The sequence below is a fragment of the Microvirgula curvata genome (assembly GCF_054781615.1).
The window spans coordinates 242005-267793 of sequence record NZ_BAAGUB010000004.1; the positions used below are offsets into that span (position 1 = coordinate 242005).

At 61.4% G+C, this 25789-nt stretch carries 17 protein-coding genes and 1 pseudogene; 1 reads left to right on the plus strand and 17 read right to left on the minus strand.

Features of this window, described 5'->3' with window-relative positions; genetic code table 11:
* Nucleotides 1–112: 112 nt before the first annotated feature.
* From ACYVG8_RS03280 to gmd, 11 genes and pseudogenes are all read right to left on the minus strand, one after another.
* Nucleotides 113–931: a Crp/Fnr family transcriptional regulator gene (locus tag ACYVG8_RS03280; RefSeq protein WP_146745106.1), complete on the minus strand. Its 819-nt coding sequence runs from the start codon at nt 929–931 to the stop codon at nt 113–115.
* A gap of 208 nt (nt 932–1139) precedes the next feature.
* Entirely contained in the window at nt 1140–2462 is a 1323-nt protein-coding gene (locus ACYVG8_RS03285) for a DUF4214 domain-containing protein (protein ID WP_146745107.1), read from the minus strand.
* Nucleotides 2463–2638: 176 nt separating this feature from the next.
* Entirely contained in the window at nt 2639–3697 is a 1059-nt protein-coding gene (locus ACYVG8_RS03290) for a hypothetical protein (protein ID WP_146745108.1), read from the minus strand.
* Complete coding sequence (locus ACYVG8_RS03295; RefSeq protein ID WP_460745016.1) at nt 3649–5139, minus strand: MBOAT family O-acyltransferase; 1491 nt, start codon at nt 5137–5139, stop codon at nt 3649–3651. Before ACYVG8_RS03295 ends, ACYVG8_RS03290 begins: the two co-directional genes overlap by 49 nt.
* Nucleotides 5140–5210: 71 nt before the next feature.
* Nucleotides 5211–6335 (minus strand): annotated as a pseudogene (locus tag ACYVG8_RS03300) (IS3 family transposase).
* Between the two features lie 263 nt (nt 6336–6598).
* Nucleotides 6599–8407: a DUF4214 domain-containing protein gene (locus ACYVG8_RS03305; RefSeq protein ID WP_460745017.1), complete on the minus strand. Its 1809-nt coding sequence runs from the start codon at nt 8405–8407 to the stop codon at nt 6599–6601.
* A gap of 642 nt (nt 8408–9049) precedes the next feature.
* Nucleotides 9050–12394 (minus strand): glycosyltransferase family 4 protein, encoded by a 3345-nt coding sequence (locus tag ACYVG8_RS03310; RefSeq protein WP_460745018.1) that lies wholly within the window; start codon nt 12392–12394, stop codon nt 9050–9052.
* The gene (locus tag ACYVG8_RS03315) at nt 12384–13649 is read right to left on the minus strand and encodes a class I SAM-dependent methyltransferase (RefSeq protein ID WP_112692768.1); all 1266 of its coding nucleotides are present in this window, start codon (nt 13647–13649) and stop codon (nt 12384–12386) included. Before ACYVG8_RS03315 ends, ACYVG8_RS03310 begins: the two co-directional genes overlap by 11 nt.
* A 3-nt stretch (nt 13650–13652) precedes the next feature.
* Nucleotides 13653–14882: an ABC transporter ATP-binding protein gene (locus tag ACYVG8_RS03320; protein WP_028499267.1), complete on the minus strand. Its 1230-nt coding sequence runs from the start codon at nt 14880–14882 to the stop codon at nt 13653–13655.
* Nucleotides 14879–15670 carry an ABC transporter permease gene (locus tag ACYVG8_RS03325; protein ID WP_028499266.1) on the minus strand — a complete coding sequence of 264 codons (792 nt, stop codon included), beginning with the start codon at nt 15668–15670 and terminating at the stop codon, nt 14879–14881. The genes ACYVG8_RS03320 and ACYVG8_RS03325 overlap by 4 nt, the downstream gene beginning before the upstream one ends.
* Nucleotides 15671–15781: 111 nt before the next feature.
* Complete coding sequence (gmd, locus tag ACYVG8_RS03330) at nt 15782–16753, minus strand: GDP-mannose 4,6-dehydratase (protein ID WP_028499265.1); 972 nt, start codon at nt 16751–16753, stop codon at nt 15782–15784.
* A 126-nt stretch (nt 16754–16879) separates the two neighbouring features.
* On the opposite strand from gmd, the gene ACYVG8_RS03335 reads away from it, so the two are divergent.
* A complete protein-coding gene (locus ACYVG8_RS03335; protein WP_112692769.1) occupies nt 16880–17812 on the plus strand; it encodes a GDP-mannose 4,6-dehydratase in 933 nt (310 codons plus the stop codon).
* Here the strand turns inward: ACYVG8_RS03335 and ACYVG8_RS03340 are convergent.
* The 6 genes from ACYVG8_RS03340 to atpD form a co-directional block, all read right to left on the minus strand.
* Nucleotides 17772–18974: a glycosyltransferase family 4 protein gene (locus tag ACYVG8_RS03340; protein ID WP_158537469.1), complete on the minus strand. Its 1203-nt coding sequence runs from the start codon at nt 18972–18974 to the stop codon at nt 17772–17774. The genes ACYVG8_RS03335 and ACYVG8_RS03340 overlap by 41 nt on opposite strands.
* Before the next feature lie 6 nt (nt 18975–18980).
* Nucleotides 18981–20399: a mannose-1-phosphate guanylyltransferase/mannose-6-phosphate isomerase gene (locus tag ACYVG8_RS03345; RefSeq protein ID WP_112692771.1), complete on the minus strand. Its 1419-nt coding sequence runs from the start codon at nt 20397–20399 to the stop codon at nt 18981–18983.
* Nucleotides 20400–20598: 199 nt separating this feature from the next.
* Nucleotides 20599–22425 (minus strand): glutamine--fructose-6-phosphate transaminase (isomerizing), encoded by a 1827-nt coding sequence (gene glmS / locus ACYVG8_RS03350; protein WP_460745019.1) that lies wholly within the window; start codon nt 22423–22425, stop codon nt 20599–20601.
* Nucleotides 22426–22516: 91 nt separating this feature from the next.
* Nucleotides 22517–23881 carry a bifunctional UDP-N-acetylglucosamine diphosphorylase/glucosamine-1-phosphate N-acetyltransferase GlmU gene (gene glmU, locus ACYVG8_RS03355; protein ID WP_460745020.1) on the minus strand — a complete coding sequence of 455 codons (1365 nt, stop codon included), beginning with the start codon at nt 23879–23881 and terminating at the stop codon, nt 22517–22519.
* A gap of 90 nt (nt 23882–23971) precedes the next feature.
* Nucleotides 23972–24394 (minus strand): F0F1 ATP synthase subunit epsilon, encoded by a 423-nt coding sequence (locus ACYVG8_RS03360; protein WP_028499260.1) that lies wholly within the window; start codon nt 24392–24394, stop codon nt 23972–23974.
* A gap of 11 nt (nt 24395–24405) precedes the next feature.
* Nucleotides 24406–25782, minus strand: a complete 1377-nt coding sequence (gene atpD / locus ACYVG8_RS03365; protein ID WP_028499259.1) for a F0F1 ATP synthase subunit beta — start codon at nt 25780–25782, stop codon at nt 24406–24408.
* Between the last annotated feature and the right edge of the window lie 7 nt (nt 25783–25789).

The window sequence follows — 25789 nt, forward strand, 5'->3', positions numbered from 1 at the left end:
TAGACAGAAAATCCGGTCACCCGACAACAGGCCGGAGCCGGACTGCATGACAGGAACACATGCCGAAAAGGAAAAGCACGAAAGGTATGAAGGTGTCCGGAGAGCGGTCAGGTCATGCTGCCATTTCCACCCGAAGCGCTCGCACCGGCATGCCATGAGCCAGTGCCTCAAGCACATCAGGCTGACGCACAATGTACTTGCCGCCCCCCTTCTCCAGCACGCCGCGCCGGAGCAGGTCACTGAGCGTCCGCGACACCGATTCCCGGCTGGTATTGATCATGTTGGCGACATCCTGCTGACTCGGCATGGTCTCGATAACCTGAACGCCGCCAGCCTGTGGCTGGCGCAGCATGCACAGAAAACCGTAAACCCGCTGCGGGGCATTGGGCATGCCAAGCAAAACGCGGAACGCATTCGACTGCCGCAGCATCCGGGTCAGGTGCCGGAGCATCAGCTCGGCCACCGCCGGCACCTGGCAGAACAACTCGCGCGCCTGCTCGCCCGGCAACACGCCAACTCGCGATGGCTTCAGCGCCACCACCGCCACGGATGGCGGCAGTGCATCAATCACGCCAAGCTCGCCAAAAAAGCCTCCGGGCACCACGGTGCCGAGGCTGAAATCGCGTCCGTCCTCAAGCCGGCCAAGCACCTGCAACTGCCCGTGCAGCAAAAAGTACAACTCGTCACGGACTGGGGCCTGGCCAACAATGACCTCGCCTTTGGAGAAGGCACGTATCGCCACCCACTTCAGCAGGCGCTCCAGCTCAACGTCCGACAGCACGGCAAACAGCGGCACCTGTTGCAGCATGGACGGGCCGGCGCGCAAATCTCCGCACTTGCTCACGCCTCCCGGCATGTGCACTCCGCTGACAGCATGGGTTTTCGACCCTTTCTCGATGATCATCAAATCTGAAAATGTGATATTCGTCACATTTTATCGGAGATTGCCCCCCCCTGCACACTTAAATTATGCGTTGTTCGGGAATCCCATATTCCTGATTATGCTTTTGTCACCACACGCATATGCACATTGCGGCAACAGCCGGACCGGCACAGACAAAGCCCCCCCGATGCCGGGTGGCATCCGGGGGGGCATTCACGAGGGGAAGAGATTGGCAGCTTTTCGCGCGCGTCAGCAATCAGGCAGAAAACGGCACATACCAGACCCCGCCTGCAGTCTGCGAGGCGGTCAGGGAAATATTCTCCGCGCTATCGGCAAAACTCAGCAAGACCTGTGGCTGCGTCAGTGGATGACTGCTCATCTCGTTAATCCACCAGTCCATACCCGCCTGGTCCGGTGCACGGCCCAGAACATGCGCATAAACCAGGTTCAGGAATGTGGCATTATCAGCCGCTGCCCCGTACATGGTCTGGAACTCACCACTTGCCACGAAGCTGTTCGCCACATCACCGGCACTCAGGCCATGGTCCCGCTGCTGCAACCAGTAGCCCACCCCGGCTTCGTCCGGTCCACGATCAAATGCAGCCTGATACAGCCGAAACAGATCCGTTGCCGTATCGTCCAGCGCCAAGGCACGTGAATCTGTAAAGCTGACCCGCTCCACCGACGCCAGCGAATAAAATATCTGCTCTCCGTTGTTGTACAAGGTCGCGCCATCTGGTGCCACACGGGACAGGGAGTAACCATTACTGGCGCCGTCGGCTATCAGGGAATCGATGCCGCCACCGCCATCCACTGCGCAATACAGCCAGCCGGGCTTCTCCCCGGAGCTCGTCACGACGGGCAGCGCAGCTTCGAAAATGAAGTCCGCTGCCGCTGTGCCGGCATAGCTTCCCGAGGCGCCCCCCGTGTCATTGGCTGCAATCCAGCCCCGCAGCGTGTTGAGCATGGCAGTATCCAGCGCGGCAGCCCAGTCCTGCGTCGACACCACACCGATCACCAGGGGACCACTGGCAGAGTCGATCCAGACCGGCGAGCCACTGTCGCCGGAATGGATGCTCAGCAGGCTGGTATCCCACACGCTGTCGGACAGCCTGGTCACCCAGCCGGAACTCAACCCCTGGACATAGTGGTCCCAGTACATGCTGGCCAGTACGCTGTCGTAACCGGACTGTTTCACCGACAACGCGGAGCTGTAGCTGTCGTACTGATTGGACATGCCGAACCACGATCCGGTCTTGCCGGAAGTCGTCAGCAAGGCCACATCGCTGTGCACATCGGAGTAAGCGATCATGCCGTCGCCCTCTCCGACCCGGTAATAGTTGAAGTTACTGACCTTGTACGGCGTGCCTTCATCGGAGTAGCCATATCCGGCATAAGCCGTCACCTCGACAGCAGCGCCGAGTTCGGGCGCGTACACCATGTGCGATGCGGTCAGCACATCATTGGGACCGACGAATACCCCCGTGCCGAAGTAGGTCGAACCATCAGCATAACGCGACCGCACCAGGCAGATCATGTTGAGCGGAGAGCTGGGGGAAAGCTGGGGTATATCGGTCACAACACACTTCTCCAGGAGATTGCGGGGCCACCCATTACGCGGCGCACCGCAGCCCTGCCTGCCTGCCGCGGCAGGGCGATATGGACACCCCCAAGACGCTGCAAATTATATCCAACTAATGAATATTAATTGAGACAGAAAAATACCGACGTCAATTGTTAGGACAGCACTCCGCCTCAAGGCCGTGCAGTGGTCCCCTGCCAACCGCACCAGCGGCCCAGGTCCGGCCCCAGCAGCGAAATGACGCGCCCGGTATGACGGGCCCGCCCTTCCGCTGTCAGGTGGTAATCCGTATTGAAATACCAGTCGCGTGGGTACATGAAGTCATACGGATTGCCGACGTAAACCAGACCCTGCGCCCTCGCCTGCACCGGCAGAGATGCGTAGAACCGGTGCTCGACAGGATCGGTCCGGTAGGAAACATCGAACAGCAATGTCGGCGGCAACAGGATCAGGCAGGCGCCCCGCTGCTGCAGCCAGTTCCGATAAGCCACCAGGCGGCGCCAGGCCGTGGGGTCAGGCGGGTTGTCACGCCCGTATCGCCATGGACGCGTGGCAGCCAGTTCTGCCCGCTCCTGATCCGTCCGGTCGGCCGCCGCTGAATGAGTCTGATCACCGCGCACGTCTACATGGTGGCCGCCATACACTCCTTGCCCGACAGAACGGTCGGGCGGATTGCGCCAGCCCTTCCAGAGGCGCAGCGGCTCCACGTCAGCCAGAAAGCGCAGGCGCTCCCGCCACGGCAGTCCCGACCAGTAAGCGGGATCACGAGCCAGCACATAATCGATAACGATACTGTTCAACGCTTCCGCATTGCCAAACATCGGATACTCCAGAGGCATCAACACCACATCCCCGGGGCCGATCAGTGCCTTGGATGACTCAAGCACGTAAGGCAACAGCAGGCCGGCATTAACCGCACCATTGACGACAGGCAGCCCCCAGGCACGCTCGAGCCGGCCCGAATCCAGCCCGAACAGCGCATTCGAGCCCGATACCAGCACCAGTTTGCGTTGACCAGCTAGTGACTCGGCACGGGCCAGCTTGATCGCCCGCACCTCGGCCACCCAGCGGGATGACGGTGTCTGCCGGCCCAGTTGACCGGCAAACAGCACATACCACCCAAGCGAAAGCCCTGCCATCGCCATCGCCAATCCGGCCCAGAAGCGCACTTTTTCTCCGCCCGTCAGAAATTGAAATACAGGAAATCGCCCGTTGGCGCCGTCAGCAGCCATTTCAGCGCACACCACAGCAACACACCGCAGACAAGCCCCACCGCCAGGCCCGGCATGTGCGTTACAGACGCATTCGGTACGGGGTCGTAGCGCATGAAGCGGGCAGCATTCGGCAGCCCCCAGACAACGAGCAGCCCGGCCAGCAGCCACAGCCAGACAGCGGAAGGCGACAACGCGAGCATGGCCTCAACCACATCACCCTCAGGGAAAACGGGAAGCCAGGTTTGCAGCAGGGACAGGTATAAATGCCATGCGGTCGCCAGATCCGGCGCCCGGAACAACACCCAGGCCAGCGCCACCAGCAAGAATGTCATGCCGACCCCCAGCATCCGGGCTGCCGTGCCCCCCCTGGGAGAGGCAGGACGCGGCAGGTGGACGCTCACTGCGCGCCATGCATGGTTGAGCAACAGCAGCACGCCATGCATCACCCCCCACAGCACAAAGGTCCAGCCAGCTCCGTGCCAGACTCCGCCGAGCAGCATGGTCAACAACAAATTGCGATAGCGCCTTGCAGACCCTGCCCTTCCGCCGCCCAGCGGGATATACACGTAATCACGAAGAAAGGCTGACAACGTCATATGCCATCTACGCCAGAATTCAATAATTGAGTCTGCGAGATACGGCGACTGAAAATTGAGCGGCAGACGAAAGCCGAACAGCAGCCCCAACCCGATGGCCATGTCGGAGTAGCCGGAAAAATCGAAATACAGTTGCAGTGTGTAGGCAAGCATCCCGCTCCATGCGGCCTCCCCGGACACGGGACCCGCTGCCGCTGCGGCAAAGACCGGGCCGGCATAGTGGCCAAGGCTGTCAGCCAGCACGACCTTTTTGAACAGGCCGATGGCAAACAGGCCCAGCCCCGATTGCCAGATCCGATGATCATGCAACAGCGGATTGCCCGGTGATAGCTGAGTGATCAACGGCTGATGATGAACGATAGGTCCCGCGATCAACTGAGGGAAAAAGGTCACAAAAAACAGGTAATCGCGCAGCCGGTGCTGATGGACGAGTCCGCGCCTGCAATCGACGAGATAGGCGATCTTCTGAAAGGTGACGAAAGAAATTGCCAGCGGCAACACGTGGGCGGGCAGCGTCCAGTTTTGCCCGGTTACATCGGATAGTGTAATGCTCAGGAAGTGCGCATATTTGAAATAGCCGAGCGCAAGCAAATTGAAGGTGATCCCGACCGCCATCCAGTGTGCAGCTGCGGCATCCCGCCCCATGCGCCGCACGGACAGAATCCGGCCCCCGAGCAGGAAATTGATGGCCACCGAGCCCAGCAGTAGCGGCAGGTAACGCGGATCCCACCAGCTGTAGAAAACCAGGGAAGCCAGCACCAGCCAGCCAAGTGCCCATGTCAGATTTCGTCCAGCCAGCCAGCGCCAGGCCAGCCAGGCTAGCGGTAGAAACCCGAAGATGAACGTGAACGAACTAAACAGCATGCGGAAAGGCAACGGCGATAGGGAAACGGGATTCTACCGGGTCTTGTATCCGTATGCTGACCTCCTCCCGACTAACCGAGCGGTCTAAGCTGGAGATTTCCGGCTTCAAGATGGGCTAGCCGGAGCTCGCTGGGAGTCCGGTCGCCCGGTGAACTGTGCGGCCTGAATTCGTTGCAATCCTGCAACCAACGCTCGATCTTGTCACGCGCATCAGCCAGCGACAGAAACCAATGCACGTTCAGGCACCCATCACGCAGACTGCCGTTGAACGACTCGATGAAGGCATTATCCGTTGGTTTCCCGGGCCGCGAGAAGCCCAGCGTGATGCCTTGTTCGTACGCCCATTGATCCAGCGCCACCAAAATGAATTCACTGCCGCTGTCGACCTGAATCCGCTGTGGCGTACCGCGCAAGGCTTGCACATGCAGCATCGTCGCCACTACGTCCGCGGTTTTCAGGGCGAAATCCACCGTGACCGCCAGGCTTTCCCGGCTAAAATTATCCACTACAGTTAACGCCCGGATCTTTTGGCCGTTGGCCGTTGAACAGCTGATCGGCGACGAAATCCATGCTCCAGCACGCATTCACGTTGGAGACGGCCGGGCGCGCCTGGCGATGCGCAGCGGCCACGCGTCGTCTGGGGCGTTTGCGCCGCAGGTTCAGACCTTCCTCGCAGTAGATCCGGTAGGTCTTCTTGTGATTGATCAGCCAGCCCTCACGCCGCAGCAGGACATGGATGCGGCGCGCGCCGTAGCGAATGCGCGTAGCGGCAATCTCGCGGATCCTCTGCCCTTCCGCGCGATCGTCACGAGGGTGAGGGCAATAAAAACAAGTGCCTTGCCACAGTTGAACGACAGCGGTGGCGCGGCGAATGCTGACGCGGTACGCGTCGATCAGGAAGTTGGCCAACTCGCGTTTGCGAGCCGGCTTCACAGCTTTTTCTGGAAGACTTCCTGCAGCATCTGCTTGTCCAGGCTCAGGTCGGTCACCATGCGCTTGAGTCGGGCGTTCTCTTCTTCCAGCTGCTTCAAGCGGCGCAGCTCGCTGACGCCGAGGCCACCGTACTTCTTCTTCCAGTTGTAGAAGGTGGCCTCGGAGATGCCCATCTTGCGGCAGACCCCCGCGACCGTGGTGCCCGACTCCGCCTGGCGCAGCGCGAAGGCAATCTGCTCTTCCGTGAACTTCGATTTTTTCATGACAAATCTCCTGCCCGGATGGGCTCAAATTTGCCAGAAATCTCTACTTTTCACCGCTACGGTTTTTCGGGAGGAGGTCAATCCTGGCTCAGCCTCTGCTTCTGGCGACCGCTAAAAATGGGGGGATTACCACTATTGAATTCATACGGCCGATATGCTGACCGAAATGGCAACACCCCCCGGCAAGCCGGGGGGTGTTGCATTAACGCGTAAGCGTTACGACGGCGGTCTGACAAGAAGGTGACAGCTCGCCACTTGCCCAGTTAGGCAGCGTGGATGGCGTTGGTCAGGTCAACCGTACCGGCCAGCTTGATGACCAAGTCATCAGCAAGCCCAGCCGAGTCAGCGGTATTAACCGCACCGCTACCCACAACGTAGGTATCGCCACCAAACTGGAACCACTGTGCATGGTTGGCACCTGCGGCATTAACAGCAGTTTGAACCGTCAGCAGTGCAGCAGCAAAATCAGCCGGAGCCGTTGCGAAAGCAGCAGCCTTGGCAATACCGGCAGTAGCATCGGCGACGATCAGCGAGTCACCAACAGCAAAGTCGGCGATCGTCACGTGGCTGCCAGTCGAGCCGACATTAAAGGAGAACGCATCAGCACCAGCCCCACCGCTCAGTTTGATCGAGCCAGTGTTAGCAGCCAACGTCGACACCGTGATCAAGTCGTTACCGTCACCAGCATCAACAACGATCACATTGTTACCACCGGTGAGGGTGACATGGTCGTTGCCAGCGCCAGTGCTGACCGACACGTTGTTAAGCGAAGCGGCAACAACCACAGCGTCATTACCTGCCCCAGTGCTCAACGAGGTCAGCGCAGCAGCCGTCGTAACGGTCACATCGCCAGTGTAGGTGCTTGCGGCTAGAACTTGAGTAGCGCCATTCACCGTGCCCAGATTAGCAGCATGATCGCCAGTCAGGGTCACGGTCTGGAACGCACCGAGGCTGAACGCACTGTCCACACCGGTATTGTTCAGCAGCAAGTTGGAAACGTCATGGCCAGCGGTGGCATTGACGAGGCTCACGGTGTGACCGTTGGTACCATCGGTGTGCACCACGACGCTGTCACCCGACACGTCAGTCTTAGTGTTGCCCACGGTCAGCGCCAGGTTACCAGCGAGAGCCTTCTCTACGCCGACAGTCGTACCGCTATCGACCGAGACGGCAGCCGTAGTGACAGCCTTGTCAACCACCACCGAAGAGATCTTGGAGTTGGTCAGCACGCTGGCATCGAAGGCTGTAGCGGCAGCGCCACTCAGCTTCACGGCTTCAAAGTTGTAGAACTGCTTGCCGGTTGTGGCGTTCAGCGCAGCAGACAAATTTAGCGTATCGGTGCCGGCACCGGCATCGATCTTAGCATCGGTGGCCAGCGTAGCGCCGGCATAGGCAAACACATCGTTGCCAGCCGAGCCATTAGTGCTGGTGATAGCAGCAGCGTCATAGACTCTGCCACTAGCCAGCAGTGTGTCAAGATTGATCACACCTGCAGTTTCGCCACTAGCCGAGGACACGACACCAGCAGCGTTGGCAATACCAATCTGTACGCTGGCCACATTCGCGTTCACGCCGTTCAGCACGTCATGAAGGGTGCTAACGAACACCGGGGTACCATCAGCCAGCGAGGCAGCCGGCAGTTGGGCGCCGGTGGCAGCGGCCATCTGGCTTGCGAAGGAGGCAGAAACAGCTACCTTGTTGGCGATGATAGAAGCGTCGTCGCCCTGGGCGCCATTCACGACGGCCAGCAGGAACTGCGATACAGACACTTTGCCGGTAGCCAGTTCGTTGCTCCAGTAGGCCTTGCCGTCGGCATCGGCAGCGCGACCGAACAGGTTGGTGTAAACCTCATCGATGAATGCTTCACGCTTGTCAGCATACTGAATGGTGGCCGGGTACTTAACGATTTCGTACTGGGCGGCGGTTTCAGCTTGCTTGCTGTCGCCGAAAGCGCTGGCAATCGCAGCAACGTCGGCACCGGATTGGGTCCAGTAAGCCAGACCTGCCGGATCAGCGACGCGGCCGAAGTAAGCAATGTACAGTTGATGGATTTGGGTAGCAGTTGCTGCCATTGTGAAGCTCCTATCTAGATAGTTCGGTGCAATCGTGTCGCCGCCGGATTCCTGCAGCAGACCACCCTGTTGCAATCACTCTCGTCCTCGGCGGCCGGCGCCGGGTGGCTGGCTCGGCAGTGACAGGCCTTCTACAAGGTCTGCCGGACAAGGGTGTGAAACCAAGCGGTGTTGTAGAGACACTTGCGGGGACAATTCTACGAACGGGTTTGCCATGCTGACAAATCTGTCCATCGTTGTTGCTGCGGCGAGTATGACAGCTTTCTTGCCGGCAAAGCCAGCATCAATAAAAATTCATCTATCACCTCAATTCCGAATAAAAAAAACTCTTTCAAATTCATTGCATTAACTGACTTTTGATTTACATCAAACGACCGATTCGTCACAAATTTTCGTATTGACTTTTTTACGGGACCAAAAGTTTACGTTTTATCGGCTGCACTTTAACTGTATCATTTTTGCAACACCAACTCCGGATGCGTGCACCATTCAAGGAAAACGACCCGCTTCTGGCGAGCTGCAATGGCTCAAAATGCAGGCACTATCGGTTTTACCGACACATCAAAGTACGCATGATTAGGGAGGGAGAGCACTCCCGCCAACACAAAAATTCATTCGCCATTGAATATGGCAGGCCCATCATTAGTGGGCATCTAGCGATGACGGTGCGAGCCCGTCGATCAGCCGGCACAGCCGGGTCGACAACTGCGGCCACTGCCGGACCGCGCACCAGCGTGCAATGCGCTCGCACTCGGCCGTTCGCGCCACCGGTGTGGCCAGCCGCTCCAGCAGCAACGACAGGCCTGCCGCCAGTTGCTCGGGCCCGGTGCCCGGCAGACGGTTCACTGCCTCGCCCACATCATCGAAAATACTCAGCGGCGTGACCGCGACCGGCACACCGACCGACAGGCCGGTGCGCACGGCGGCACTCGACGATTCCTGGGTATGCTGATACGGATAGACGAGCAAATCGGCATGCTGAAGCCAGCTCAGGCTTTCGGTATCGGGCAGAAAATCGGTCAGGAAAGTCACTCGCCCCCCCAGCCGGTAATGGTCGATCAGCGCCTGGCAATCACGTGCTTCCTGCGCCGACTGCTCGACCGGGTAGCATGCGGTAACCAGTAACAAGTACAGATCGGACTGGCGCTCGGCAAGCATGGCAAATGCATGAATTAGCGCCTGTATGCCCTTGTGTGGCAACAGAAAGCCGTAACTGGCCAGCACGCGCTTGCCGGCCAGCACGGCCGGGCGTACAGCCGGTACGGGCGCCGCCCCCACGCCATGCGGGAACAGAACGACATTGCGTACATGACCGAAGGTCTTGAGCCGGTTCAGGTCATCCACGCCGTGAACGTACAATCGGTCGGCGGTGGCCAGCGCGGGAGCAATATCCGTCAGGGTCTTCAGTTCGGCACCATGATGGACGTCAGCCGTCGAGTGGAAGAACAGGTGCACACCGATCGCGCGTGCTTTCAGCCGCTCGACCAATCTGGCCAGCGCAGGCAGGCCGAAGAACGAGAAGTTGAACTGGATGACAACCGCCCCCAGACCCTGGGCAACGATAGTGTCATACAGCGCATCCAGGCTCCCGGCGGACTTGTCGGCAGCAGACCAACAGCGGTGGACGTTTGGCGCGTCCGGGCTCTCCACTTCGGCGTCGCGGTTGGCAAGCACGACCAGCCGGTCGGCCGGGATACGGCAGGCAAGACGTTCGGCATAGATGGCAATACCGCAGCGGCTGTGCCAGGTGCTGACCCAGCCGATTTTCGGTTCCGGGCGCAGCAGCGGTTGCGCCTCCAGTGCGGCCACTGCTGCGCGGGTCCGTTCAGCCACACCGCGCCAGGTATAGTCACGCTCGATTTTCAGGCGGGCGGCCGCCGTCCGGCGGGTCAGCCCAGCCGGGCTCGTCTGGTGCACTTCACGCAGCCTGGCGGTCAGATGCGCAAGGTCCGGCTCCGCCCAGACCGAATTCGACAGCCCGAGATGCGTCTGTGCCGGCGCGAAACGGTAATCGACCAGCCAGGCCGTTTCCTCGGTGCAAAAGTCAGTCTGCCCGCCCCAGTTGGTCGTGATGACCGGCAGATCGAACAGCATGGCTTCAGCCATCGGCATGCCCAGTCCTTCACCGCGTCCCGGCGCGACAAAGGCGTCGCAGCCTCGGTACAGCGCGTTCAGCTCGGCCTGCGGCAGATCGCGCTCGATCAGGACAACGTCCGGGTAGTCAGGATCGGCTGCCCGCAAACGTTCCAGCTGGCTGGCGACCGTGTTGTGCGGATTGGGGAAGGTCTTGATGATCAGGCTGACATCGTCCCCGGCACGGAATGCCTTGCCCCATGCGCGCAGCAGCACATCCACCCCCTTGCGCGGGAAACAGGACGACACGTGCAGGAAGCGGAAGCCGCGTCCCGGCACGCCAGTGCTGGCCACCGGCGCCGCGAGTATATGGTCGACGCCGGCCCCGACCACGGCGATCGGCGTGCTTACGCCATTGTCGCGCAGAATTTTTTCCACTTCCCGCGACAGCACGGTGATCAGGTCGAGATCATGGTTGAAGCGGGCCGCATGGTCGGCCGGAAACGCGCTTTCTTCCCACCCATAGCAGTGGAAGGCATTGACCCGCCCCCTCATCCGGTTCGTACGCGGCGGGTAGCAGAAACGCAGTACGGTATCCAGTTGCGGGTGTGACGCGCTGAGCTGCGACAGTGCAGCAATGTCGGGATGAGCGGCCAGAAAGCCGGCATCCGGCGCAAAATCCCCACCACCCTCGGTCGAAAACAATGCAACGTTCTCGCCGAGATCACGCAGTGCGCGCGCGAGTTCACGGTTGACGATGGCCAGGCTGTAATCACTATCGAACGGGCCTTCGACCTGCCAGGCCAGCAGGTCGTTACGCGGCATGTCGACCGGCGCCAGCGGCACCCCGATATCCAGCGAGCCAAGGTAATCGGCCAGTTGCCGGCGGACGACGTCGGCGCGGAAGCGTTCGAGATTGCGCCGCTGCGCGGCGATGATACGGCGGCGCAGCGCCGGCTGGCTGGAAATCAGGTTCAGCAGCGCACCGATCCGGCGCGGGTCCTTGCTGTCCAGCAGCAGGCCGCCCTCACCCAGCGTATTGCCGATATTGCTGCTGTTGTAGGCTACCACCGGGACGTCGTGCAGCATGGCCTCGATCAGCGGCATGCCGAAGCCTTCGTGCTCACTCATGGACACGAACACGTCGGCGGCACGGTAGTAGCCGATCAGGGCGTCAGCCGGCACCTTGCCCGGCATGTCGATATAATCGCCGAGTCCGAGCTCGGCGATCCGTGCATCCAGTCGCGCGCGGTAGTCCTCGCTGGTCGTGCCACCAACGATCATCAGCCGCGCCGGACGATCAATGAAGTGCAGCAGCTCGGCAAAAGCTTCCAGCAGGTCGAGCTGGCCCTTGTTCTCGCAGATGCGTCCGATAAACAGCACGTTGAATGTGTCGGCGTGCCGGGCTTCGATACGCACATCGCAGGGTGCCGCCAGTACCCGGTCAATATCGACCAGCATAGGAATGGTGACCGCATTGCCGTATCCGCTGTCGCGCAGCTCATCGGAATTGAAGTCCGAATCCCCGATGGCACCGATGCACTGCGGCGCCCAGTCGCGCAACTGCTGTCGGCCGAGGGTGCAGTAGCGGTGCAGATAGCTGCCCTCCGGGAAGAATTCCGCCGGGGTGATGTTATGGTAAACGAGGATTTTCGGCTCAGTGCGCGCCTCGATCCAGGCCGCATCGTCATGGCCGAGACTGTGATGGACGAGCAGCGCCTGGCGGTCCTCGCCGACCGGATAGTCGCGGAACGAGCGGAGATCGTGTTTGAGGGCGTCATGGACGGTAACGCAGTAGATTTCCGACCGGAATCCGAGGGAACGCAACAGCTTGCGGGTGAACAACAAGCCATTGGTCACCCCGTCGCCGGGTGCACAGCTGTGGCTGAACTGGTGGATGGCGTCAATCTGCATGTCGTTTCCAGGCGATAAGCGCGTAGTCCTGTGGACCGTACATCAGGTGGTTGAAACGCTGGGCCAGCTCACTGCTGCCGTCCTTGACATGCCATTCGGCATCAACCGGGTGCAGGCGGCGGATCTCGGTACGTGCGTAGCCGCGATGCTGAGCGAGGAATTCGAGCACCAGCGGGGGAATGGGGTTCAGATGGGTCGAGTCGTTGTAGAACGAGCAAGAACCCACAATCACGTTTTCGGGGTTTGGCGTTTCGAAAATCACCAGTCCGTCCGGGCGCAATGCGCGCAGCGCAGCGTCGAACAGCTGCAACAGCACCTCAAACGGGATGTGTTCAATGAGATGAAAACCGGTCACCGCGCCCAGGCTGCCGGCAGGCAGGCTGTTCAGGTAGGAGATCGCATCGCCATGAGTGACGTCCAGCCCGTGCTGCCGGCATTGCTCGGCCATCCGTTGGTTGAGATCGATGCCCCGGCAGGCAATGCCGTTCTCGGTCAGCAGCTCCAGCCACTCGCCCCGGCCACAACCGATGTCGAGCACGCTCCAGTCAGCCTGGCCACCGGCGCGCTCGCGCAAGACCGGCAGGTACACGGTCTGCCGGGCCTTGATCTCCTCGCGGCTGCCGCGGAAAGCGTCCTCGAAAGCCACATAGTAGCTGTCAAGCAGTGCCGTCTCGACAGTGTCGCGCGGCAAAGGAGCAGCGCATTCATCGGCCCCGCGCAGCAGCAGTTGCTCGGCTTCACGCAATTGCTGCTGGAGAGATGCAATGCGGTTTTCCTGCGTGCAACGCCAGGCCCGCTGCTGCCGCTCCATGTTCAGCAGCGCGGCGGACATGTCATTGTTCGCGTCCTGCAGGCTCTGCAGGTGCGCCTGAGACGAACGAATGGCTTCAGTATGCTGCCGGAACAGATCGTCATGCACCTGCAGCTTGCCCAGTGTGATGTCGCGGAAGCGTGGCAACTGCAGCAGCACGAAGGTCCAGCGCGCTGCTCGGCCGACCAGCGGCAACATTCGCACGCGTTCGCGGAAAGGCAGCCCATGCAGGGTCAGGGCCTGCATCGTGCGCCGTGTGGCACGCACGATGCGCACCAGCAGTGGATAACGTTGCAGACGCTGGCGCAGCGACGGTTTTCCGACGGACGCCACCGCCAGTGGTGTGGCCTGCATCAGGCTGTCACGACGACGTGTCTGTATATCGCGGGACAGCCGGGCTTCCAGCACCTGCAGGTCAATTTCCGGGTTATTGTCTTGCAGCATGGCTCAGTTTCGGGGGCTAAGGTGAGGCTCGATGACCAGAGGGCTGGTGCCGATGAACTCGGGGTGTGACCCCCGAACCACTTCGAACACCAGGCATTTTTCCCACCAGTCGTAGCTGTCCTGCAAGTGGGTCGCATGGCTGTGCAACGCCAGTGTCACACTGTAACTACCGACGCCGAGGGCAAGCGACGGGATGTTCAGCACCAGTTCCTGCTCATGACCCGGCTGCGTTCCCAGGGGCTCGGAATAGCCAAGGTGCCAAGTGTTGGTGCCGAAGATGTCATTGCCGAGGCGATCCTTGATCAGGATGCCAAACGTCAGGTCGGCCAGTTGCTCGTGAACCTGATAGCGCACGCGCAGTTGTGCCGCCTCGCCGACGCGGAAAATCTGGCGTTCCTCGTCGCCATGCTGCAGTACGACACCGTTGATCTCCGCCTTGCGGTTGCCCGAACGCAGATGCAGAGGCGTCTCGCGCGCATTCGCGCGGTGATGGTCTGCCTCGCGCTCGGCGATCAGCGCGTTGTAGTGGTCAAGCACGATATCCGGCTTGTCGTCAAGAACAATGCGGCCACCATTCAGCAGAATGGCACGATCACACAAGCTCTTGACAGCCCCCGGGTCGTGGGAGACGAACAGCAGTGTCGTGCCTTGTTCGCGAAAAGCGCGAATTCGGCCGAAACACTTGTGTTGAAAATAAACATCCCCGACTGCCAGCGCCTCATCGACAATCAGGATATCGGGCCGAAACGCTGTCGCAACGCTGAACGCCAGCCGCACTTGCATGCCACTGGAATATGTGCGAACAGGACGGTCGAAATAATCGCCAATTTCGGCAAACGCCTCGATCCCGGCCAGCGCACCGTCGATCTGGCCGCTGGTCCGTCCCATCAACTGGCCGGTCATGTAGACATTCTGACGACCGGTGAAATCCGGGTGAAATCCCATTCCCAGTTCCAGCAATGCCGATAGCTGGCCATTGACCCGGACCTGACCAGCAGTGGGAAAGGACGTCCCAGTCAGCAGTTTGAGCAGGGTGCTCTTGCCGGCACCATTCTGGCCCACAATGCCGACCGACTCGCCGGCCGCCACACTGAAGCTCAGGCCATGAAGCACCCAGCTCAGCCGGTGGCGCGGCTGCCCGCGCGGGGACAGCCATTCGCGCAGTCGGCTCCATTTGCCCGGGTAGTTCTTGTAGGCCTTGCTGAGTCCGTTGACTTCGATCACCGGATTCATAGTTCATCCACCATTTCACGTTGATGGCGACGGTAAACCCACAGGCCGATCACCAGGGAAAACGAGGTCCAGATCGCTGCAGATAGCAGACCATCGAGCGGCGGTATGCGCTGCTCCACGAAAATGGTCTGGTAGAAGTTGAAGACGCCGACCAGCGGGTTCAGCATGATCCAGCGGTGCGTCCACACTGGCAGCACAGAAATCGGGTAGATGATCGGAGTCAACCAGAAGCCGAACTGCAACACGGCACCGACCAGTTGGCCCACGTCGCGGAAAAACACGTTCAGCGTCGCGCACAGAAGGCCCAGCCCCAGCGCCAGCAGCGTCTGCAGCACAATGACCGGCAGGATGGCCAGAATCACCCACCCTGGAAAATGACCGATCAGCAGCAAAAACACCAGGAAAAGACTGAAAATCACCGCAAAATTGAACGAGGTGATCAGAACAGTGATGACAGGCAAGCAGATGTTCGGGAAACTGCTCTTCTTCATCAGGTTGGCATTGTCGATAAAGATCGTCTGACAGCGCAGCAGGGTTTCGGAAAAATACAGCCACGGCAGCAGACCCGCGCACAGGTGGATGCTATAGGCGAAGTCGCCCCCCACGCCGGGTAGCCGGCTGTGCATGACTTTGGAGAAAATCAGTGTGTAGACGAGGATCATCATCAGCGGCTGGATGACAATCCAGGTCGCGCCGAGCAGGGTCCCCAGATAACGCGCGTGGATATCCCGCTTGACGCTGCCAAGCACGAAGCCTCGAAATTGCCAGAGGGAATGGATCAGTTTCATTCGGTCCTCTGCCCGCGATAGTCGACCGCGGACAGTTTCAGGGGAGAAGCGGTACGGAAAAGCCGCCGAGAGGGCGGAGCAGGCGGGGGAACCCCGCCCGATGCGCGACGTTTATTCTTTCCCGACACGGCGCAGGTCGGCCTCGACCATCATGGTGATCAGTTGTTCGAGCGAGGTCTTCGGCGTCCAGCCCAGTTTGGCGCGCGCCTTGTCCGGGTTGCCGAGCAGCACGTCCACCTCGGCCGGGCGGAAGAAAGCCGGGTCGATGACGATATGGTCGTCGGGGTTCAGCCCCACATGGCGGAAAGCAATTTCGCACATCGTGCGCACGGTGGTCGTCACACCGGTGGCAACGACGTAATCGTCCGGTGTGTCCTGTTGCAGCATCAGCCACATGGCTTCAACATAATCTCCGGCAAAACCCCAGTCGCGCCTGGCGTCGATATTACCGAGGCGCAGTTCCTTCTGCTTGCCGAACTTGATGCGCGCGACGGCGTCAGTCACCTTTCGCGTCACGAATTCGATGCCGCGCAGCGGCGACTCGTGGTTGAACAGGATGCCGCTGGAGGCATGGAGCTTGAAGCTCTCGCGGTAGTTGACGGTGATCCAGTGACCATACAGCTTGGCCACGCCATACGGGCTGCGCGGGTAGAACGGCGTCGTCTCGCTCTGCCGCTCGGCCTGGATCAAACCGAACATTTCGCTGGTCGATGCCTGGTAGAACCGCGCGTCCGGCTTGACCAGGCGGATCGCTTCGAGCAGTCGCGTCACACCGAGCGCATCGATGTCGGCGGTGACCAGCGGCTGGTTCCACGAGGTGCCGACGAAGCTCTGTGCACCAAGGTTGTAGATTTCGTCCGGCTGACTCTGCTGGACGGCGCGGATCAGCGACGCAGCATCGGCCAGATCGGCCTCAATGAACCGGATTTCTTCGCGAATGCCCAGCTCGTCCAGCCGCCAGACTGTCGGCGTACTGCGGCGGGCAATGATCCCGTAGACTTCGTAACCCTTGTTCAACAGAAGTTGCGCCAGGTAGGCGCCATCCTGGCCGGTCAGACCAGTGATGAGTGCTCGTTTGCTCATATTCGACTCGCGGTAGACACCCGCGTCCTTTGGCTTGGCTTGCTGAAACCCGGCACGGTGATCCTCACGCGGAGGGCGCACTTCGGGCACAATACCCCGGCCATCAACCAGAGACCGGAGTAAAAAATGCGGTTAATGATAACGGGAGGTCGGGGTTTTGTCGCCGGTCATGTAGTCAGGCAACTGCAGGCCGGCCGTAGCGCCGACTGGCTGGCCCTGCCTTCTGTGGTCGATGTGCTGGACAATCGGGCACTGGAGGCGGAAATCCGCCGACTGGCCCCGGACGCCGTGCTGCACCTGGCCGCCCAGAGCAATGTCGCGGCCTCTTTCGAGGATCCCGCCGCCACGTTCCGGGTCAATTACCACGGGACAGAAGCGTTGCTCAATGCTCTCGATGCCTGCGGATTCGACGGCGCCCTGCTGTTCGTCGGTTCGGGCGACATGTATGGCCTGGTCGACCCGGCCGCATTCCCGATCACCGAGGACACGCCGTTACATCCGCGCAACCCGTACGCAGTCAGCAAGGTTGCCGCCGAGGCGCTGTGCTTCCAGCGCGCCATCAGCAGCCGCTACCGGATCATGATGGCGCGACCGTTTAATCATGTTGGCGCTGGCCAGAGCACCGGTTTCGCGCTGCCGTCTTTTGCTTCACAACTGGCCGCGATCGCCCGCGGAGAGCTGGCGCCGGTGCTGGAGGTCGGGGACATCGACGTGACACGGGATTTCACCGATGTGGCCGATGTGGCCGAGGCCTATCTGGACCTGCTAGCGCACGGCGTGCGCGGAGGCATCTACAACATCTGCTCGGGTCGCGAATACCGGGTGCGCGACCTGCTAGACCGTCTGATCGCCATTGCCGGTGTCACGGTAGAGGTCCGTCAGGACCCGGCGCGTCTGCGCCCGGCCGAACAGCGCCGGGTTGTCGCCAGTCATGCGCGGCTGAGCAACGCAACCGGCTGGCAACCGCGAACGCCGATAGAGGATTCCCTGCGCGCTATCTACTCCAGCTTCGCGAGGTTCACCACGGACAGCGGCGGTACGCATTCCGTGTCTCGCTGACACAGCGCGCCCAGGTATAGGTCGCCGCGCGCGCGCGCGCCGCAGCCACAAGACGTGCGCGCAGCGGCGCATCGGTCAGCAATCGTTCGAGCGCGACGCTCATGGCCGTCACATCAAGCGCGTCAACCAGTAGTGCGCCGTCGCCTGCCACCTCGGGCAGAGAACCACGGTCGGATGCCAATGCAGGAATGCCGGACGCCATCGCCTCCAGCAGTGGCAGACCGAAACCCTCGTACAGCGAGGGCAGCGCAAACGCCCGGGCCCCCGCGTACAGGGCCGGCAGGTCATCTTCGGCCACATAGCCGAGTCGCCGGACGCGGCCGGAGGCCTCGGCGGCCTGCAGCCGTTCGAGCAGACGAGCATTGCTCCAGCCTCGCCCGCCGGCCAGCACCAGCGGCCAGGCGCTCTGCAGCGACACCGGCAGGCGCTCATGGGCGTCCAGCAGACGTTCCAGATTCTTGCGTGGCTCCAGGGTAGCCACCGACAGCAGATATCCGCCCGACGCCAGCCGGTATCGCGCAAGCACCGGATCCAGATCGGCAGCCTCACGCGGATGGAACTCCGGCTCCACACCAAGCGGAATCGCAGTGACCTTGTCCGGGGCGACACCATAGGTGGCGATCACTTCCTGCCGTACCGACTCCGCATCCGTGATCAGACCGACCGCCTGCTCGATCCGGCTCGGCAGGCATTCGTTCATCCAGCGCACTCGCTCGGGAGGGTGGCACTCCGGGTAATGGCAGTAGGACAGATCGTGCAGCGTGATCAGCGTGCGCCCCGGATAATCGAGTCCCAGATAGTTCGGCGTGTGGAGCAGGTAGCCCTGCTCGGCCCGGCGCGCCAGCAAGGTACGGCTCTGCATGCCGACCCACTGCAGATAGGCGCGCCGCAGTATCGGGCGAAACGGCAGTCTCGCAGCGATCCGGGCCACGCGTCCGGCCGAACCGGAAGCCAGCCCGCGCTCCATCTGCCCAAGGCTGACCGGATGGCCTCCACGCAGCAACTGGAGCGCCTCCGCATCCAACTCGGCCGACAGGCCGCGTGCCAGCATCAGCGCATAGCGACCGATACCAGTCAGCGGCTGGCGCACGGCATCCACGTCGAGCAGCACGTGATCGGTCGCCGCCGGCACAGTCAGGCGGCGCAGCAGCGCGTCATCCATGCCCATTCAGCAGCGACCGTAGTTGTCCTGAAAGCGGACAATGTCGTCTTCTCCCAGGTATTCGCCGCTCTGCACCTCAATCAGTACCAGATCGATCGAGCCGGGGTTTACCAGCCGGTGCTGGTGACCGGCGGGAATATAGGTCGACTCGTTGGTCGACACGAAAATTTCCTTGTCCCCATTGACCACCCGCGCCGCGCCGCGCACGACGATCCAGTGTTCACTGCGATGATGGTGCATCTGCAGGCTGAGACTGGCCCCCGGCTTGACCACGATGCGTTTGATCTTGAAATGGTCACCTTCTTCCAGCACGGTGTAAGTGCCCCATGGGCGGTGGACTGTGCGGTGGAGCTTGTAGGCCTCATGCCCCTGCTCCTTAAGGCCCGCATAGATCCGCTTGACGTCCTGAACACGGTCCTTGCTAGCCACCAGCAACGCATCCGAAGTGTCGATGATGACCAGATTGTCGATGCCGACAGCACCAACCAGCCGCTCCTCGCTCTTGATGTAGCAGTTGCTGACATCATGAAGCATGACTTCGCTTTCGATACAGTTACCGTCCTCGTCCGGCGGAACGAGGGCGCCCAGCGCAGTCCAAGAACCGATGTCACTCCAGCCGATATCGCATGGCACCACGGCCACTCGCGACGATTTTTCCATCAGCGCATAGTCGATGGAGATATCGGGCACGACGGCAAAACGCTCGGCGTCGAGTTCAAGCTGCAGCACGTCCTGTCCTCCCACCTGCTGCGAGGCGGCCAGGCAGTGCTCGACCGCCTGAATGACCTCGGGGCTGTGCGCGTTCATCTCGTCGATCAGCGTGCCGGTCCGGAAGCAGAACATGCCCGAATTCCACAGAAAACGGCCCGAGGCCAGATAGTCGCGAGCGGTGTCCTGAGAAGGCTTTTCGACAAAACGCAGCACGCGGTGACCATCAGCCTCGATATAGCCGTATCCGGTTTCCGGGCTGTCCGGGTGGATGCCGAACGTTACCAGCATGCCATCTGCAGCCAGCTCGACTGCGCGCGCCACCGCAGTTGCAAATGCTTTCTGGTTGGCGATCAGGTGATCGGCTGCAAGCACCAGCAGCACTGCATCGTCACCATGGCGCTGGCGGACCTGCAGGGCCGCGCAGGCGACTGCGGCAGCGGTATTGCGCCCGAACGGCTCCAGCATGAATGACGCAGGCAGTTTCCGCGAATTGACTTCGCGCAGCTCGTCCTTGGTCTTGAAGAACAGATCGCGGTTGGTCACCGTCAGGATTTCTGTCACATCCGGCAATTTGAAACTGCGGAGAAATGCCTTCTGCAGCAGGCTTTTTCCGTCAGCCAGCCGGATGAACGGTTTCGGATGCTGTTCGCGCGAGACGGGCCACAGCCGCGAGCCGGCGCCGCCGCACAGAATGGTCGGGATCAAGGTAGGCATTCTGTTCCAATGGAATCGAAGATCAAAAGTTTGAAAGGTTCTGCTCGCGATTATGAACGTTTTCCCGGCGCAGGCGAAACGGACTGTTATCGCCGATCAATGGATATTCACCGCCGGCATTTTATTGACAAATAAAAATGCCAATATATTTACACCCGGAATATAAGATCTATACGGATAAAATCCGGCGCTGAGCGGTCTACTCCACCGTCACGCTCTTCGCCAGATTGCGCGGTTTGTCGACGTCGGTGCCCTTGGCCAGCGCCACGTGATAGGCCAGCAGTTGCACCGGAATGGTGTGCACGATCGGCGACAGGATGCCGACATGGCGCGGGGTACGGATCACGTGCACGCAGTCGGAATCGCTGAACTGGCTGTCCAGGTCGGCAAACACGAACAGCTCGCCGCCGCGCGCGCGCACTTCCTGCATGTTGGATTTCACCTTTTCCAGCAGCGTATCCTTCGGCGCGATGACCACCACCGGCATGTCGCTGTCGACCAGCGCCAGCGGACCGTGCTTGAGCTCGCCGGCAGGGTAGGCCTCGGCGTGGATATAGGTGATTTCCTTCAGCTTCAGCGCGCCTTCCAGCGCGATCGGGTAATGCACGCCGCGACCGAGGAACAGCGCATGCTGCTTCGACGCAAATGCCTGCGCCCAGCTGCTGATCTGCGGTTCCAGGTTCAGCGCATGCTGGACCGAGCCCGGCAGGTAGCGCAGCGCTTCCAGATAACCGGCTTCAGCCTCGGCATCGACTCGTCCGCGCTGCTTGCCCAGCGTGATCGCCAGCGTGAACAGCGCCACCAGTTGCGTGGTGAACGCCTTGGTCGAGGCGACGCCAATTTCGGCACCGGCGCGGGTGTAGAACACCAGGTCACTGGCACGCGGAATCGCGCTCTCGCTGACGTTGCAGATCGACAGCGCGGTACGGTGACCGAGCTCGCGGGCGCGCTTCAGCGCTTCCATGGTGTCCAGCGTTTCGCCGGACTGCGACAGGGTGACGATCAGGTGTGCCGGATTCACGTAGGCATCGCGGTAGCGATACTCGCTGGCAACCTCGACGCTGCACGGCAGGCCGGCAATCGCCTCGATCCAGTACTTGGCAGTCAGACCGGCGTAGTAGCTGGTGCCGCAGGCCAGGATCTTCACCCCTTCCGCTGCTGCCAGCCGGCCGCTGTCGTCACCGAACACGGCCGGGCTGAAGCCCGCGCCCAGCACGGCATCGATGGTGTCGGACAGGGCCTTGGGCTGCTCGTGGATTTCCTTCTGCATGAAGTGGCTGTACGGGCCCAGCTCCAGCGAGGCCAGCGACACTTCGCTTTCGCGGATGTCGCGCTGCACCGGCGTACCGTTCTGGTCGGTGATGTCGACCCCCTCGCGCGTCAGCCGCACGACGTCGCCCTCTTCCATGAACATCACCCGGCGGGTAGCGGACAGGATGGCGGACACGTCGGAGGCGACGAAATTCTCGTCATTGCCAAGGCCGATCAGCAGCGGGCAGCCCATGCGGGCCGCGACCAGCTCCTGCGGGCGGTCGAGCGCCATCACGCAGATGGCGTAGGCGCCATGCAGCTCGCGCACCGCGCGGCGGACCGCGTCGAACAGGTCGTGGCTCTGCTGGTCGTAGAAATCGATCAGGTGGGCGACCACTTCGGTATCGGTCTGCGAACTGAATTCATACCCCTGGGCGATCAGTTCGGCGCGCTTTTCTTCGTGGTTCTCGATAATGCCGTTATGCACGATGGCAATGCGGCCATTGGAGATATGCGGGTGTGCATTCGGCTCGGTCACGCCGCCGTGGGTGGCCCAGCGGGTATGGCCGATACCGGCGCTGCCGTGCAGGCCTTCCGCGAGCACGGCCGTTTCCATTTCCGTCACCCGGCCGACACGGCGAACCCGGCGGATTTCATCGCCGACATTGACGGCAATGCCGGACGAATCGTAGCCCCGGTATTCCAGCCGCTTCAGGCCATCGATCAGCAGAGGAACGATATCACGATGGGATACGGCACCGACTACACCACACATATTCTGTCCTTAAATCAATCCGGGCGGGCAATGCGCCATTATATACGGTGGCCCTGACCCCATCGGTAACGAAGCGTCGCCGGCGTGCGCGTTACGGCTTCTTCGGTCGCTGCCAGCCGGACAGCGTCATCTGCTTGGCCCGGGCCAGCGTCAGGGCACCGGTCGGTGCGGTGCGGGTAATGACCGAACCGGCACCAATGGTTGCGCCCTGTTCGATCCTGACCGGTGCGACCAGCATGGTGCCGGAACCGATAAACGCGTTGTCCTCAACCACGGTGCGGAACTTGTTCACGCCATCGTAGTTGCAGGTCACGGTACCGGCGCCGACATTGACGCCGCGGCCGATGTCGCTGTCGCCGATATAGGTCAGATGATTGACCTTGCTGCCCTCGCCGACACGCGATTTCTTGATCTCGACAAAGTTGCCGACATGCACGTGACCGGCCAGTTCGGCGCCCGGCCGCAGCCGCGCGTACGGACCGATGCGGGCGCCTTCGCCGACGCTGGCACCATCCAGATGCGAGAACGGCTGGACCTCACAGCCGGCTGCCAGGCTGACATTGCGCAGCACGCAATGCGCCCCGATGTGCACGCCGTCGCCCAGCATGACCCGGCCCTCGAACACACAGCCGACATCGATGCTGACGTCGCGGCCGCACTGCAGTTCGCCACGCAGATCGAAACGGGACGGGTCCAGCAGCGTGACGCCCTGGTCCAGCAGCGCATTCGCCTGTTCGCGCTGGAAGATCCGTTCCAGTTCGGCCAGTTGCCGCTTGGCATTCACCCCGGCCGCCTGCCAGCTGGCCGGCACGGCCAGTGTGGTCACCGCGACATCGTCGCGCACGGCCAGCGCAATCACGTCGGTCAGGTAGTACTCGCCCTGCACATTGTCATTGCCGAGTTCGTTCAGCCAGCCGGCCAGCCGCGCCGCCGGCAGCACCAGGATGCCGGTGTTGATTTCCCGGATCGCCAGTTGCGCCGCCGACGCGTCCTTCTGCTCGACGATGCCGCTGACCCGGCCATGTGCATCGCGCACGATGCGGCCATAGCCGGTGGGGTCGTCCAGGGTATCGACCAGCAGGCCGACGCCGCTGCCGGCCGCCGTTGCCAGCCGGCGCAGCGTCTCGGCCTGGATCAGCGGCACGTCGCCGTAGAGCACCAGCACCTGACCGTCCGCCGGCAGATGCGGCATGGCCATTTTCAGCGCATGGCCGGTACCCAGTTGCTGTGCCTGCTCGGCCCAGCGCAGGTCGCTGTCGCCAGCGAACGTTTCGCGAACCCGTTCGCCGCCGTGGCCGTACACCACGACCAGCACATCCGGCGTCAGCTGGCGCGCGGTGGTGATGACCCGGCCGAGCATCGGCTGACCACCAATCGGGTGCAGGACTTTCGGCAGGTCGGAATACATGCGTTTGCCGCGACCGGCGGCAAGAATGACGGTACTGAGCGCGTTCATTTCGGATTCAATAAAGAAAAGGCTGCAATCCGGAGAGGATAGCAGCCTTTATGCTTGGGGCCATACCGCCCCACTCGTACCAGTCCGGGTTTAGTGAACCCGACGACGCAGATACTCGAGCGACTTCAGCTCGGCCAGTGCGGTCTTCAGTGCCTGACGGGCCTGGGCGGTTTCGCGATCGTCGGTCGCCTTGGCCAGTGCGGCCTCGGCTGCCTTCTTCGCGGCTTCCGCACGCTGCTCGTCAAGCTCGTCGCCCCGTACCGCCACATCGGCGAGCACGGTGATCGAGTCCGGCTGGATTTCCATCAATCCGCCGGACACGGCAACGATCACTTCTTCGGCCTGACCCGGCACACGAATGCGCAGCGGGCCCGGTTTGATACGGGTCAGGAGCGGCACGTGACGGGGATACACACCGATTTCGCCCATCTCTGCCGGGGCGACCAGAAACTCGGCCTCGCCCGAATAGATTTGCGCCTCGGCGCTGACCACTTCCACATGCATCGTACTCATGGCCTACCCTTTTAGAGCGTCTTGGCTTTTTCAGCCGCTTCTTCGATGCCGCCGACCATATAGAACGCCTGTTCCGGCAGTGCATCGTACTCGCCAGCGAGAATCGCCTTGAAGCCCTTGATGGTTTCACGCAGCGACACGAACTTGCCCGGGCTGCCGGTGAACACTTCAGCGACGAAGAACGGCTGCGACAGGAAGCGCTGGATCTTGCGAGCGCGGGCAACGATCAACTTGTCTTCTTCCGACAGTTCATCCATACCCAGAATCGCGATGATGTCACGCAGTTCCTTGTACTTTTGCAGCGTCATCTGCACGCCACGAGCGACAGCATAGTGTTCTTCACCGACAACCATCGGATCCAGCTGACGCGAGGTCGAGTCGAGCGGGTCAACGGCCGGGTAGATACCCAGCGCGGCGATATCGCGCGACAGCACCACGGTGGCGTCCAGGTGGGCGAAGGTCGTGGCCGGCGACGGGTCGGTCAAGTCATCCGCAGGCACGTAAACGGCCTGGATCGACGTGATCGAGCCGGTCTTGGTCGACGCGACGCGTTCCTGGAACTTGCCCATTTCTTCCGCCAGCGTCGGCTGGTAGCCCACGGCGGACGGCATACGGCCCAGCAGTGCCGACACTTCGGTACCGGCCAGCGTGTAGCGGTAGATGTTGTCGACGAACAGCAGCACGTCCTTGCCTTCGTCGCGGAACTTCTCGGCCATGGTCAGGCCGGTCAGTGCCACGCGCAGACGGTTGCCCGGCGGTTCGTTCATCTGGCCGTACACCAGCGCGACCTTGTCCAGAACGTTCGACTCTTTCATTTCATGATAGAAGTCGTTGCCTTCGCGGGTCCGCTCGCCCACGCCGGTGAACACGGAGTAACCGCTGTGTTCAATGGCGATGTTGCGGATCAGCTCCATCATGTTCACGGTCTTGCCGACGCCGGCGCCGCCGAACAGGCCGACCTTGCCGCCCTTGGCGAACGGGCACAGCAGGTCGATCACCTTGATGCCGGTTTCCAGCAGTTCGGACGAAGCAGCCAGCTCGTCAAACTTCGGGGCGGTACGGTGAATCGGCATGCGCTCTTCGGTCGCAACCGGACCTTGTTCGTCAACCGGTTCGCCGAGCACGTCCATGATGCGGCCGAGCGTCGCGGTACCGACCGGTACCGAGATCGGCGCACCGCTGCTGATCACGTCGAGGCCACGCTTGAGGCCGTCCGACGAACCCATGGCGATGCAGCGCACCACGCCGTCGCCGAGTTGCTGCTGGACCTCGAGGGTCAGGCCAGTACTCTCGACCTTCAGGGCGTCATAGACCTTTGGAATGGCGTTGCGCGGAAACTCCGCGTCAACGACCGCGCCAATGATCTGTACGATTTTGCCTTGGCTCATTGTCAAA

Bases quoted from the DNA above. Each gene is read 5' to 3' on its own strand.
- ACYVG8_RS03290 (WP_146745108.1), bottom strand. From the start codon at position 3,697: ATGGCTGCTGACGGCGCCAACGGGCGATTTCCTGTATTTCAATTTCTG.
- ACYVG8_RS03295 (WP_460745016.1), bottom strand. From the start codon at position 5,139: ATGCTGTTTAGTTCGTTCACGTTCATCTTCGGGTTTCTACCGCTAGCC.
- ACYVG8_RS03305 (WP_460745017.1), bottom strand. From the start codon at position 8,407: ATGGCAGCAACTGCTACCCAAATCCATCAACTGTACATTGCTTACTTC.
- ACYVG8_RS03310 (WP_460745018.1), bottom strand. From the start codon at position 12,394: ATGCAGATTGACGCCATCCACCAGTTCAGCCACAGCTGTGCACCCGGC.
- ACYVG8_RS03315 (WP_112692768.1), bottom strand. From the start codon at position 13,649: ATGCTGCAAGACAATAACCCGGAAATTGACCTGCAGGTGCTGGAAGCC.
- ACYVG8_RS03320 (WP_028499267.1), bottom strand. From the start codon at position 14,882: ATGAATCCGGTGATCGAAGTCAACGGACTCAGCAAGGCCTACAAGAAC.
- ACYVG8_RS03325 (WP_028499266.1), bottom strand. From the start codon at position 15,670: ATGAAACTGATCCATTCCCTCTGGCAATTTCGAGGCTTCGTGCTTGGC.
- gmd (WP_028499265.1), bottom strand. From the start codon at position 16,753: ATGAGCAAACGAGCACTCATCACTGGTCTGACCGGCCAGGATGGCGCC.
- ACYVG8_RS03335 (WP_112692769.1), top strand. From the start codon at position 16,880: ATGCGGTTAATGATAACGGGAGGTCGGGGTTTTGTCGCCGGTCATGTA.
- ACYVG8_RS03340 (WP_158537469.1), bottom strand. From the start codon at position 18,974: ATGGATGACGCGCTGCTGCGCCGCCTGACTGTGCCGGCGGCGACCGAT.
- ACYVG8_RS03345 (WP_112692771.1), bottom strand. From the start codon at position 20,399: ATGCCTACCTTGATCCCGACCATTCTGTGCGGCGGCGCCGGCTCGCGG.
- glmS (WP_460745019.1), bottom strand. From the start codon at position 22,425: ATGTGTGGTGTAGTCGGTGCCGTATCCCATCGTGATATCGTTCCTCTG.
- glmU (WP_460745020.1), bottom strand. From the start codon at position 23,881: ATGAACGCGCTCAGTACCGTCATTCTTGCCGCCGGTCGCGGCAAACGC.
- ACYVG8_RS03360 (WP_028499260.1), bottom strand. From the start codon at position 24,394: ATGAGTACGATGCATGTGGAAGTGGTCAGCGCCGAGGCGCAAATCTAT.
- atpD (WP_028499259.1), bottom strand. From the start codon at position 25,782: ATGAGCCAAGGCAAAATCGTACAGATCATTGGCGCGGTCGTTGACGCG.